This window comes from Bacillus sp. XT-4, from assembly GCF_050864245.1.
Classification (GTDB): domain Bacteria; phylum Bacillota; class Bacilli; order Bacillales; family Bacillaceae; genus Bacillus; species Bacillus altitudinis.
In genome coordinates this window covers 214,442-226,652 of record NZ_JBPAFI010000004.1, presented here as the reverse complement: position 1 = coordinate 226,652, position 12,211 = coordinate 214,442, and the positions used below count along the sequence as shown (strand labels likewise).

Annotated in this window: 14 protein-coding genes; 5 read left to right on the top strand and 9 right to left on the bottom strand. The window is 40.3% G+C overall.

Annotated elements, in window-relative coordinates; genetic code table 11:
• Nucleotides 1–21 precede the first annotated feature (21 nt).
• Both ACRRMM_RS13270 and ACRRMM_RS13265 read right to left on the bottom strand, forming a co-directional pair.
• A complete protein-coding gene (locus ACRRMM_RS13270) occupies nucleotides 22–1,350 on the bottom strand; it encodes a Na+/H+ antiporter family protein (RefSeq protein WP_008345907.1) in 1,329 nt (442 codons plus the stop codon).
• Nucleotides 1,351–1,489: 139 nt separating this feature from the next.
• Complete coding sequence (locus tag ACRRMM_RS13265; RefSeq protein WP_206115701.1) at nucleotides 1,490–2,980, bottom strand: leucyl aminopeptidase; 1,491 nt, start codon at nucleotides 2,978–2,980, stop codon at nucleotides 1,490–1,492.
• A gap of 326 nt (nucleotides 2,981–3,306) precedes the next feature.
• Here ACRRMM_RS13265 and ACRRMM_RS13260 point away from each other — a divergent pair, with 326 nt between their 5' ends.
• Entirely contained in the window at nucleotides 3,307–3,783 is a 477-nt protein-coding gene (locus ACRRMM_RS13260) for a divergent PAP2 family protein (RefSeq protein ID WP_008346791.1), read from the top strand.
• Between the two features lie 40 nt (nucleotides 3,784–3,823).
• Here ACRRMM_RS13260 and ACRRMM_RS13255 read toward each other — a convergent pair whose 3' ends face one another.
• From ACRRMM_RS13255 to ACRRMM_RS13240, 4 genes are all read right to left on the bottom strand, one after another.
• On the bottom strand, nucleotides 3,824–4,468 hold the full coding sequence (locus ACRRMM_RS13255) for a 3D domain-containing protein (RefSeq protein ID WP_065460986.1): 645 nt from the start codon (nucleotides 4,466–4,468) through the stop codon (nucleotides 3,824–3,826).
• Between the two features lie 99 nt (nucleotides 4,469–4,567).
• Nucleotides 4,568–4,888 (bottom strand): YuiB family protein, encoded by a 321-nt coding sequence (locus tag ACRRMM_RS13250; RefSeq protein WP_003212933.1) that lies wholly within the window; start codon nucleotides 4,886–4,888, stop codon nucleotides 4,568–4,570.
• A gap of 81 nt (nucleotides 4,889–4,969) precedes the next feature.
• Complete coding sequence (locus tag ACRRMM_RS13245; RefSeq protein ID WP_008346797.1) at nucleotides 4,970–5,095, bottom strand: YuiA family protein; 126 nt, start codon at nucleotides 5,093–5,095, stop codon at nucleotides 4,970–4,972.
• A gap of 135 nt (nucleotides 5,096–5,230) precedes the next feature.
• Nucleotides 5,231–6,448 (bottom strand): NAD(P)/FAD-dependent oxidoreductase, encoded by a 1,218-nt coding sequence (locus ACRRMM_RS13240; RefSeq protein WP_162149727.1) that lies wholly within the window; start codon nucleotides 6,446–6,448, stop codon nucleotides 5,231–5,233.
• Nucleotides 6,449–6,838: 390 nt separating this feature from the next.
• Between ACRRMM_RS13240 and yumC the strand changes: the two genes are divergently transcribed.
• A complete protein-coding gene (gene yumC / locus ACRRMM_RS13235) occupies nucleotides 6,839–7,837 on the top strand; it encodes a ferredoxin--NADP reductase 2 (RefSeq protein WP_007500433.1) in 999 nt (332 codons plus the stop codon).
• 46 nt (nucleotides 7,838–7,883) lie between these two features.
• On the opposite strand, the gene ACRRMM_RS13230 is transcribed toward yumC, so the two are convergent.
• Entirely contained in the window at nucleotides 7,884–8,090 is a 207-nt protein-coding gene (locus ACRRMM_RS13230) for a hypothetical protein (protein ID WP_008346803.1), read from the bottom strand.
• A gap of 202 nt (nucleotides 8,091–8,292) precedes the next feature.
• Here ACRRMM_RS13230 and ACRRMM_RS13225 point away from each other — a divergent pair, with 202 nt between their 5' ends.
• From ACRRMM_RS13225 to ACRRMM_RS13215, 3 genes are all read left to right on the top strand, one after another.
• The gene (locus ACRRMM_RS13225) at nucleotides 8,293–8,709 is read left to right on the top strand and encodes a hypothetical protein (RefSeq protein WP_017358924.1); all 417 of its coding nucleotides are present in this window, start codon (nucleotides 8,293–8,295) and stop codon (nucleotides 8,707–8,709) included.
• Nucleotides 8,710–8,827: 118 nt separating this feature from the next.
• The gene (locus ACRRMM_RS13220) at nucleotides 8,828–9,595 is read left to right on the top strand and encodes a MerR family transcriptional regulator (RefSeq protein ID WP_017367975.1); all 768 of its coding nucleotides are present in this window, start codon (nucleotides 8,828–8,830) and stop codon (nucleotides 9,593–9,595) included.
• A complete protein-coding gene (locus tag ACRRMM_RS13215; RefSeq protein ID WP_407974482.1) occupies nucleotides 9,579–10,475 on the top strand; it encodes a DUF2268 domain-containing protein in 897 nt (298 codons plus the stop codon). The genes ACRRMM_RS13220 and ACRRMM_RS13215 overlap by 17 nt, the downstream gene beginning before the upstream one ends.
• A 231-nt stretch (nucleotides 10,476–10,706) precedes the next feature.
• Here ACRRMM_RS13215 and erpA read toward each other — a convergent pair whose 3' ends face one another.
• Nucleotides 10,707–11,069, bottom strand: a complete 363-nt coding sequence (erpA, locus tag ACRRMM_RS13210) for an iron-sulfur cluster insertion protein ErpA (RefSeq protein ID WP_017358921.1) — start codon at nucleotides 11,067–11,069, stop codon at nucleotides 10,707–10,709.
• Between the two features lie 73 nt (nucleotides 11,070–11,142).
• Nucleotides 11,143–11,997 carry a diaminopimelate epimerase gene (gene dapF / locus ACRRMM_RS13205; RefSeq protein ID WP_007500427.1) on the bottom strand — a complete coding sequence of 285 codons (855 nt, stop codon included), beginning with the start codon at nucleotides 11,995–11,997 and terminating at the stop codon, nucleotides 11,143–11,145.
• Nucleotides 11,998–12,211 lie beyond the last annotated feature (214 nt).

The following is a 12,211-nucleotide window of genomic DNA, read 5'->3' as shown; positions in this document are numbered from 1 at the left end:
GAGTAAGGAACCTTTTTTCATTTATAGCATAATTGCCGCAAGCCAGCCGAACAAGACGAGCGGGATATTATAAAAGGCGAATGTTGGGACACATGTACCCCAAATGTGGTGATGCTGTCCATCCATATTCAGTCCAGATGTTGGTCCGAGTGTACTGTCGCTTGCAGGTGAACCTGCATCTCCTACAGCCGCAGCTGAACCAATAATCGCAATAGTCGCCATTGGGCTGAACCCTAAGTGTAAACAAAGCGGTACAAAAATCGTCGTAATAATCGGAATCGTTGCAAATGATGAGCCAATGCCCATTGTCACTAGCAGACCCACCAGTAGCATTAAAATGGCCGCTAAGCTTTGGCTGTTTCCGATAAATTGAGAAGATGCCTTGACGAGAGATTCAATATCTCCTGTTTTCGTTAAAACATTGGCAAATCCAGCTGCAACAAGCATGACAAATCCGATAAATGCCATCATGTTCATGCCAGATGTAATCAGCGCATCTGCTTCATCGCGTTTCATCATTCCCGTTACAAACAAGACAAGCAAGCCTGCAAGCGCACCGAAGATCATCCCTTCGACTCCAAGGCTTTGAGAGAGATATAACTGAACAATAAGTGATACAAGGATCGCAAGTCCAGCAAAAAATAAGCTCTTTTTTGTATATGCTGATTTTTCTACATCCGTAATGTCACGATTTTCATATGTTTTTGGCTTACGATAGACAAAGAGTGAAACGATCAAGCCAAGAACCATGCCGCCTACAGGAATCAGCATCGCATACGGAATGTCTGCTAAATTCACTGTTAAACCTGCATCTTTCATGTTGTCACGAAGCATTCCGTGAAAAATCTGTCCAAAACCGACCGGAAGTAAAATATATGGTGCAGTAAGTCCGAAAGTCATCACACATGCTAGCAGTCTGCGGTCAATTTGAAGCTCGTTAAACACCTTTAATAATGGCGGGATTAAGACCGGAATAAAGGCAATATGAACAGGAACAACGTTTTGAGAAAAACAAGATACGATCAAAATGACCAGAATAATGAGCACTTTTGATAAGGTTTTTCTTCTTGAATCGCCTTCTTTTCCAAGAAGCTTCACAGCTCCTTCGACCATGGCATCAGGAAGACCCGTTTTCGTCAGTGCGGCTGCGAATGCACCTAATAGTGCGTAACTAATCGCCACTGTCGCATTTCCGCCAAGACCGTCAGTGAACGCTTGAACTGTTCCCCCTAGACCTAATCCACCTGCAAGTCCGCCCGCTAAAGCGCCAAGTGCCAGCGCAATCACGACATTGACCCGCAGCAAGCTTAATATCAACATTAAAACAACCGCTAAAACAACTGCATTCATGGTGAAACCTCCGAAATCCTTTAGTTTACTAATGTAGTAGATAATTAAAGTACCAACGTATGTTACCATAGAAAATTTACTTCGTCAAATGGCGTATGTCCTACATAAAAAGCTCTGCCAGTTGGCAGAGCTTCCGTCGTTATTTCTTCGGTTCAAATCGTTCCACAAATGTTGCTAATGATCTGACCATCACACCTGTTGCTCCTGTTGGACCAAAGCATGAAGGCTTTTCTGTCGTGGCTGTTCCTGCAATATCTAAGTGAACCCAAGGGGTGTCTTCAGCGAATTCCCCAATGAATGCACCTGCCATGATCGCATGACCATCACGACCTGGTGAGTTATTCAGATCAGCCATTTTGCTGTTTCTTACTCGTTTTTTATCTTTTTCGGTGATTGGCAGCTGCCAAATCATTTCCCCACATTCTTCTGATGCCTCTTTAAACTGGGCATACAGTTCATCGTTATTGGTCATCACGCCTGTTGTTTCATTCCCAAGTGCCACAATGACACCGCCTGTTAATGTCGCAACATCCACAAGCACAGAGGCACCATGCTGCTTCGCATAGGTCACACCATCTGCTAAAACAAGACGGCCTTCTGCATCCGTGTTAAGCACTTCGATTGTTTTGCCGCTTAGTGAGACAATGACGTCATCTGGCTTCATCGCATCTGCTGAGACCATATTATCTGTTGAGGCGATGACCGCAATGACATTCTGCTCTGGACGAAGTTCACCAATGATTTCCATTGTCCCTAAAACAGAGGCTGAGCCGCCCATATCTGTTTTCATCCCCACCATACTTGCTCTTGGCTTTAAGGAATACCCGCCTGTATCATACGTAATCCCTTTACCGACAAGACCGATGACGTCTGTCCATTCTTCCTTGCCTTGATATTTCAATACAATCAGCTTCGGTGGTTCTGTTGAGCCTCTATTAACGGCTAGAATAGCGCCCATTCCGAGCTCTTCCATTTGTTCTTTATCTAAAATTTCAATCTCGAATTCATATTTATAAGCAAGCTCTGCCGCATAGGATGCAAGATCAGAGGACGTGAGCATGTTCGGCGGCATATTCACAAGTGTACGAGCCGAATTGACCGATTGTCCGTAGACTTCGCCCACTTTCAGACTTGCCTGAATTTCGGCAGCATCATGATCCGTTGTTGCATAAACAAATTCGATAAAGCGATCCGGTTCATTCGTTTTATGTTTAAAATCTTGTAATTCATATGTAGCTAAAAGGCAGCTTTCAGAAAGGGCATGGGCTGCATCTTGAACAGGCAGATCCTTTCCTGTAAATGTATCAAGCAAAACCGAAACTGCTTGCTTTTTATCTTGATGAAGCTTTTTAAATAAATGCGCAAACACTTCCTTTGCCTCTTCAAACGTGTAATCTGACTCCTTCCCAAGCCCGACAAAATAAATACGTTTAATGCCGGTTTCAGGGGATGGGAAAAATTTCGAAAGCTGATTTCGCTTAGACGAAATATCGCCTTCTTTTAGTAATTCAGTGATTCTTCCTCCATGTAATTCATCCATTTCTTTTGCTTTTCCTGATAATTGGCTCTTTTGAAAAAGTCCGATGGCCAGTGTATCTTTATGTTGCAACTCATTTGTCGAGAAAAACATATTTATCACACGCTCCTTCAATGAACTCCATATTTCACATTGGAACTTCTATTATATCAAAATTTATGTGCTGATACGATCATTGCCAGCCTGTCTTCCCTTGAAGAACATTTATATTTTGGCACGCGGAAGGGTATCATGAAAAAGCGGCAGCGATCTATAGCAGCCTGTCCATGGTCTCCTCGTTCCACATCTACTTTCTTTAATGTTATAATGAACATGGACTTGGCAACAGTTCTTACTGCCATCATTTTTTTATCTTACTAGGGTAAATACTTTATCATTTCGCACGTTATTTTTTCTTAAAGAGAGGATGTTTCTTGTTCATGAGCGTACTGACGAATTTTCCGCTGCTTGCCAGCCTTGCAGCCATCTTTTTTGCACAATTTGTAAAAGTACCGATTCAATTTATCATTTCTAGACGACTAGATTGGTCGCTCATTACAAGCACAGGCGGAATGCCAAGTTCACACTCCGCAGCAGTAACAGCACTCTCAACAGCAGTTGCTTTAGAGCACGGGCTAGGAACATCTATTTTTGCCATTTCCGCCATCTTTGCCATTATTACGATGTTTGATGCGACAGGTGTTCGCAGACAGGCAGGAGAACAGGCAACTGTCCTGAACAAACTGGTCACAGATTTTAACCGGTTTGTTGCCGAGGCAAAGAACTTCCCAAATGCGGAAGAAAAAGAGAAGCAAAAGAAATTGAAAGAGCTTCTTGGGCATAAGCCGATTGAAGTCTTCTTCGGCGGCTTAACAGGAATCTTGCTCACACTCATCTTAGATTATTACTTCATGTAGAAACGAAAAAGCTTTGGACCTTTTGAGATCCAAAGCTTTTTTATTCTTTATTGGCTTGAAACTGCTGCCGGAACACTTGCATCGATTCTGCTTCATTCAACTGATTTAAGTCTTTTTCTGTCAGCGTTCCTTCACCCTTTTTAATCACATAAACGTCCAGCACTTTTTTACCCCATTCTCTATACACATCATCAACCGTTTCATAATATAAATCAAGCTTATGACCTTTAATCGCTTTCCCAGTATCTGCGACTACACCATAGCCATAATTGGGGATAAACAGGACAGTTCCTATCGGAAAGACAGATGGGTCCGCTGCCACGGTTGAATATAAATCACGTTTTACTTTGACGCCTGAATATGTAATGCCATATGCATGATGTTCTTTCGTCTTACCTGTTGATTCTACACCTGCTGTATAACCTGTGGCGACAACCTTTTGCTTCGGATAATCGTTCCAATTAAATGCTTCTTCGAGAGAAATAGCTCGCAAATCGTCACTTTTCACCGCCATCGTCTGCCTTTTTGGATGCTTTAAAAAAGAAGATACGTGCTTACCGGCATCGGTCTCTTTCACCCATGCAGCGAGATCACTTGGTTCTACGCCAGATATGCCCGTAAAGCTTGTCATCAAGGCAAGCATAAACAGACCTGTCATGAACAATCGTTTCATCCATGTTTTCATCTCTATTTGTCACTCCTCTACCCATCTATTTGTTTCCAAACAAAATGGAAACTATGCAAAGGAGAAACAAAAAAACCCACTTGCGTGTAGACAAGTGAGTTAAAACATTTGATAGCCTCTTTTACGAAGGGCATTGATGACAAAACCTGAGGCAATGGCACCAATTAGACCACTTAATAAAATGATGATATCTGCCGCAGCAAGAGAAACGATGCGGTCTCCTATCCCGGAAAAAGCAATGCCTGGTTCTCTTACATAAGCGATCATCTTTTGATTATTGATAATGAAAAGGCATACAATTGGATATAAAATTGCCATAATCCATGACATTCTCAGCAGCATATTCAGCAAAAAGCCAATGCCAAAGAATAACACGAAAAATAAAATAACTGAAATGATAACGACTGGTAAACTGATCACTTCATCTCCACCCCCAAATATCCCATCATTAGTTTAACTTGGAAATAGAGATGAAGTCAATCAATGGAAAAAGCCGTAAGATTAATGCTTCTTTCCTGTCCCTTTACATTCCTCACATGTTTCTGATCCGCCGAGCAATAACTGAAAATATCCTTTACCTGAACAATACTGACAAGTTGACTTTTTTTCTTTCGTTTGTGCATTCATATTGCTCACTCCTTAATCTAAATTTTCTGATAATTCATCATAACATATTTTTCTGTCCAGTACCAAGTGAGAAAATATTCCGTCAAACATGAAAAAACGTGTACCACAGGGATACACGTTTTTGTCTATATCGGTTTAGAAGAACTTGAATTTTCCTTTTTTCAGAACAAGTCCTGGTCCGCCAACCATGAATAATGAACGGTTGTCGATGATTTTTTTCATTGCAGAAGCTTTTGTTCCTTGAAGTTTTTTACCAAACGCAACACCTACAGCGTCGTGTTCACCAAGAGAAGCAACTGTTCCTTTGATGTCTGGCTTAAAGCTTTCAAGCGTGCCACCTTTTACTAGTGCTGCAAGGTTTTTCGCTACTGTTTCACCTTGCTGCATCGCAATTTGTGCAGTAGGTGGATATGGACGATTAATTTCTTCATTGATGATTAATGAGCAGTCACCGATGATGAATACATCTTCATTTTCTGGTACACGAAGATCTGGAGACACTTTTACGCGGCCGCGCATGTTTTCAAATCCAGCTTCTTCAACGATTGGGTTACCACGTACACCAGCAGCCCATACAACAGTTTCAGCTTTGATTTCTTCTGTATCATCGTCTTTTCCAACAATGATGCCTTCAGGCGTACATTCTTTGATCGCTGTACCGATTTTGAACTCAACACCTTTACCTTGAAGGTAGTTCATCGCATAGTCGATCAATTCAGGATCAAATCCTGGAAGAGCTGTTGGTGCAGCTTCTACACAGATAATACGCACGTCTTTTTGATCAATATCATACTCTTTGCAAAGCTCAGGTACACGGTTTCCAAGCTCACCAAGGAACTCAATACCTGTGAAGCCTGCACCGCCGACAACGATTGTCAGACGCTCTGGACGCTTTTCAGCATCTGTATTATAAGTCGCAAATTGAAGCTCAATATGCTCACGAAGCTGACGAGCAGAGTTGATGTTAGAGATTGAGAATGCATATTCTTTCAGTCCTGCAATACCAAATGTTTCAGGAACAGCACCAAGCGCAACAACAAGGTAGTCATAAGAAAGTTCGCCATCTGATGTCACAACTTTCTTCTCTTCCTTATTAATGCTTTCAACTGTTGCTTGTACAAAGTTGACACGGGAACTGTTAATCACATCTTTGATTTGATAACGACAACGGTCATGATGAAGAGTACCTGCACTTGCTTCATGTAACCATGTTGTTTCGTAATGATAATTGTGCTTGTTCACAAGAGTAATGTCCGCATCATTTGTGCCAAGCTGTTTTGTTAATCTTGTTACAGTCATTAATCCGCCATAACCTGCACCTAATACAACGATTTTCGGTTTATTCACTGGAATCACATCCACCTTTTTTAAATTTGCTGTAAAACGGATAAAGAATTACATATCGTTATTCTCAACCGCTTTGCGGCATTTTATGAAATTTAAACAAAAAAATAAGTATGTGAAAATCTGAACTTTCACCTACAAAAAACGAAAGCATTTGACCGTATCCGACAAAAATTCATAAAAAATTAATATTTAGTTCCCTTAACAATAATAGCGAGTTCTGCTCCTTTTTTCAAGGCTTTAAACTGAAAATCCTTAGGATAAACGGTCTTTCTCTCTTTTTTCCCCTTTTCACAGCATCGGCATCAAAAAACGACAAGTTTTTCAAAACAAGTCAAACGACGATATGTGGTATGATATGATATAGTGATAACAATTTTCATTTGGGAGGATTAAGGAATGCAAGAAGATTCTAAGGTATATGACATTACCGTTATCGGGGGCGGCCCAGTCGGATTGTTTACTGCGTTTTACGGAGGCATGAGACAGGCAAGTGTGAAAATCATTGAAAGCCTTCCTCAGCTCGGCGGTCAACTATCCGCTCTTTACCCTGAAAAATACATTTATGATGTGGCTGGTTTCCCAAAAATCCGCGCACAAGAATTAATTGATAATTTAAAGGAACAAATGGATAAATTTGATCAAACCATTTGCTTAGAGCAAGCTGTGGAAACGGTTGAAAAACAAGCAGACGGTATCTTCAAACTCGTTACGAATCAAGAGGTTCATTATTCAAAAACGATCATCATTACAGCTGGTAACGGTGCATTCCAACCGAGAAAGCTTGAGCTAGATGCAGCAGAATCATTTGAAGGAAGCAACCTGCATTACTTCATCAATGACTTGAACCAATTTGCCGGGAGACGTGTTGCTGTTCTTGGCGGTGGAGACTCTGCGGTTGACTGGGCACTGATGCTTGAGCCAATCGCAAAAGAAGTATCGATTATTCACCGTCGTGATAAATTCCGTGCACATGAGCACAGTGTAGAAAACTTGCACAACTCGAAAGTCAATGTGCTGACACCATTTGTCCCAACGGAGCTCATTGGAGAAGACCGCATTGAACAAATTGTGCTTGAAGAAGTGAAAGGCGATAAAAAGCAAGTACTAGATGTGGACGACGTGATCGTCAACTTCGGTTTTGTTTCCTCCCTTGGACCAATCAAACAATGGGGCCTTGAAATCGAAAAGAACTCTATCGTGGTCAAATCCACAATGGAAACCAACATCGAAGGCTTCTATGCGGCAGGAGACATCTGTACGTATGAAGGAAAAGTCAAATTAATCGCAAGCGGATTTGGTGAAGCACCAACTGCTGTGAACAACGCGAAAGCTTACATGGACCCGAAAGCCCGTGTACAGCCGCTTCATTCCACAAGCTTATTTGAAAATAAATAAGAACGGATCAAAAAAAGGAGTTCCATCTGCGGAACTCCTTTTTTGTTTATTTAAAAATCCCAATATAGGCATTCGCCATTCCAAGTACCATTGCAGCAAGTAACACCACAACAATTCCTGCCACAACCAAAATCACCCGATCCTTCACACGTTCCTTTTTCGGAAGCGGCTTGTCTATCCCGCAAGATGGACATGTTTTTGAACGATACGGAATCAGTTCATGACAGTTCCTGCAATTGATTTGTTCACTCAAACCTCAGCAACCTCTTTTCTGATGACAGTATATGTTTGGTTCTCATGATACTCTTTTCGAGGGGAAATAGCCAGTTGTGAGGACAAGCTGTAACAAAATTGAGCGATTTACAAATTGTTTAAGAAGGAATGGAATGAATGAAGGTTTGATTGGTTCAACCGATATAAGAAGTAGAAGATTGTCATGAAGGATAGGTGGAAAGATGATAAAGCGTTTCATGATTAGTTTGAGCTTGTTACTGATGATTGGCGGCTCAGTAGAAGTGTTCGCAAAAGATTATAACAAACATTATGCTCAATTCGCTGCCGGATCGAATATGGATGTTGATCAGCTAGAACCTTTTTTAACACATGTGTCCACTTCGATTTTAGATGCTGGTCTGAGTGATCAAGAAATCAAACAGATACTCACCAACGTTCAAAAAATGAATAAAAACAACGAAACGAAAAGAATGGGCACTTTTGAAGTGGTATACCATGAAAAAACAGCAAAGATTAAAATTGAAATTGAAGTCCACGTGGAAGATGGCAATAAAGAAGTCGTAATCTATATGTTTAGCACCCAAGAGTTGGTGGATGTCTTGGATAAAGAACTATTGAAAATAGAAGAAGCAATTTGAGAAAGAGACGCTGAATGAGTGTCTTTTTTTCATTTTTTACACCTTCATTGATCCCTTTCTATTGACCCTCACGTAACGTCATACTTTATAGTGAATATCATAAGGAGATGTGTTGAATATGAAAGTAAAAGAAGTCGCTAAATTGTTTGATATTAGTATTCGTACACTTCATCATTATGATCAAATTGGTTTGTTGACCCCAAAAGAAGTCACGGATGCTGGTTACCGGCTTTATTCAGAAGAAAACCTTGAAACACTACAGCAAATATTATTTTTCAGAGAACTGGGATTTAACTTAAAGGAAATAAAAGAAATCATAAACAATCCGTCATTTGATAAACATGAAGCATTTATATTACAACGAAAAATGTTGATGGAAAAACGAAATACACTCGATAGAATGATTGAAAATATTGACAAGACGCTAAAACATATAACGGGAGAAATTCACCTAACAAATAAAGAGAGGTTCAAGGGAATGAACATGAAATTCAACCAATATGAAGAAGAAGCTCGCTGTCGCTGGGGGAATCAGTCCATTGATAACGTGAACTTCAAATTAAGTCGATTGTCGAAAGATGAACAACATGATTTATCTTTGAGATGGGATAGAGTTTTTCAAAACTTAGCATCCCTCCGCAACCTCACTCCTCAATCCAAAGAAGTACAAGCCGCCATCAGAGAATGGTATGAATTTTTAAATCATCACTTTACTCAATACTCCCTCGAGGCATTTTATGGATTAGGTCAACTTTATATTCAAGATGAACGATTTACAAAAAATATAGATCAATATGGTGAGGGCTTGGCTTCATTCATGAGTGAAGCCATGAAAGTATTTGCTGATCAACAGAAAAGAGGTCCCAGCGATGAACATCATCATTGAAGATACAATCGCTCAATACGAAAAATTGTTTTCGCTGAAAGAAAATAAAGAACACTCTTTTCGATACAACATGATGAGACCTTTTGAAAAGATGTGGAATATGATAAACGTTCCGTTAAAAGCTACACAAAAAAATGGCTATGATGTCATCATGGCAACCAATATGCTTGGCTATCTTGATGTATCACAAACACAAACTGGTAAACAAGCGTTAAAAAAACTACAAGAAATTCAAGCTCTTCAAATGGCAAATACCACCTTGAACTATTGTATGAATTTTATCAAAAAACACAACCTTCATATAAATTCTGATGAATTGAGATTTGGTCTATATATAGCTGATCCGAAAAAGCTAGAACAACAAAAAGGGTATTGTGGCTTTGGAGGAATTCCGGGATTTATCCAATGCTCAATATATCCGAACTCTTATAACATCCCACGGATCCCCGCTCTAATTGCGCATGAATTCCATCATAATATTCGTTTTTCCTATTTTGAATGGGATTACGGAAATGTAACGGTTGGAGATTACTTAATTATAGAAGGTTTAGCTGAATCATTTGCAAAAGAACTTTATGGTGAAAAGATGCTAGGACCTTGGGTCACTTCTTTTGATCAACAGGACTTAGAATATTCAAAAGAAGTGATTAAAGACGCTTTATATACGAAAGGGTTTGCTGAGGTCAGTAGTTATATGTTTGGTGATAACATTGCAAAAGAACAAGGATATCAACCTGTCGGATTATCACCCTTTGCAGGCTATGCAGTAGGTTATCAAGCTGTACAATCTTTTATGAAAATGAATAATGTAGGAATTGAAGAAGCAACCGTACTTGATACAAATGAAATTTTAAAAAATTGCGGATTATTTTTCACCTAAACATTTTAATGAATTTCAAAGCAAATCGGTGTAATAATGAATTCTAATTATCGTACGAAACATACTGTATGCTCATGCTATATCTAATCATTTCAAATAGACTTGTTGAAAACCTTGTTAGAATTTTAAGCACCTTTAAAAAAGAACATAAAAAAACCTCCTCAAATTTATAATCTAATTGAGGAGGTTTTTATTCAAAATGGATTTACAGAATTCATTGATACTGAAATTCTAACACTCTTCCGGCGTACCGGTATTCGTGGCTGTTCTGAACGAAGAACCGCATCCGCATGATGCGATCGCGTTCGGATTGTCAATCGTGAAACCGCCGCCCATTAGTGATTGTTTGAAATCAATGATGGTGCCGTTCATGATGTCAAGGCTTTCGGAGTCGACAAGAACCTTGATGCCCTGCTGTTCGAACTGCGTGTCTTTCTCTGAGACTTCATGGTCAAAGCCCATCCCGTATGAAAGACCGCTGCAGCCGCCGCCTTTTACGCCCACTCGCAGGAACGCATTTTCTTCTTCATGTTCTTTCATCATATCTTTAATCTGCAATGCAGCAGCTTCTGTAATCGTTACTGGTGTACTCACGATCATCCCTCCTTTTGACTGGATGTTTCTTTTCAATTATAAACGTGATGTTGCCTTTTCTCAAATAAATGGTTTAGAGATAGAATGTGCCGTCACAAATCGTTTCAGCAGGTCCTGTCATCAGCACATGGTCATTGTCTTTCCAGCGAATGATGAGGTCTCCGCCAGCTAGATGAACGGTCATATCCGTTTCTTTTTTCGCATGTCCATTGACAATCGTTGATACAGCCGCAGCACATGCTCCTGTTCCGCACGCTTGCGTAATCCCTGATCCTCTTTCCCACACGCGAAAATGCAGTTCCGTTTCACTGACACGTTCCACAAATTCTACATTGACGCCTTCTGGAAACATGTCATGCTTTTCAATGATTGGCCCAAGCGAATCGAGCGGCGCCTGTTCAATGTCTTCTAAATAGAAAACGATATGGGGATTCCCCATTGAAACAGCTGTTCCATTTAAGGTCGTCGTGCCAAAATCAAGCGGTTCATTGATCGTTGTACTGGCCGGTTCACCAAGCATTGGCATCGCTTCTTTTTCAAAACGAGGTTTACCCATATCAACTGTCACTAACTGAACGTGACCATCCTGCACATGAACGGTCGCCTCAACGAGTCCTGACAATGTCTCAATCTGGAACGTTGTGTCTGTTACGATTTGATGCTCATACACATATTTTGCAACGCAACGCAGACCGTTACCGCAGTTTTTCCCCTCTGATCCATCATTGTTGAAAATGCGCATCTTCACAGGCGCAACATCTGATGGGCAAATGAGGATCATTCCGTCTGAACCGATACCTGTATAAACAGAAGAAACGCGGATCGCTATCTCTGACAGCTGCTCTTCTGGAAGCTGTTCCTTCATCTGATTGACGTATATATAATTGTTTCCTAGTCCGTGCATTTTCGTGAATTGAAATGATGTCATGAGCGTCCTCCAAAAATGTTGTTTCTTTATAGTATAAAAGGAGTCGATTCAGGAGACAATCTTATCATCCCCCGTTTTTCATACATAGAAGCTCTTTGCTGCCATGGCAAAGGGCTTTTATTATGCATATGCCTCTTTTTCTCTCGTGTGATGCTTCATTTTAATGATATTTTATTAGCATAACATATTGGATGCGCTTTCTACATTTTCTCCT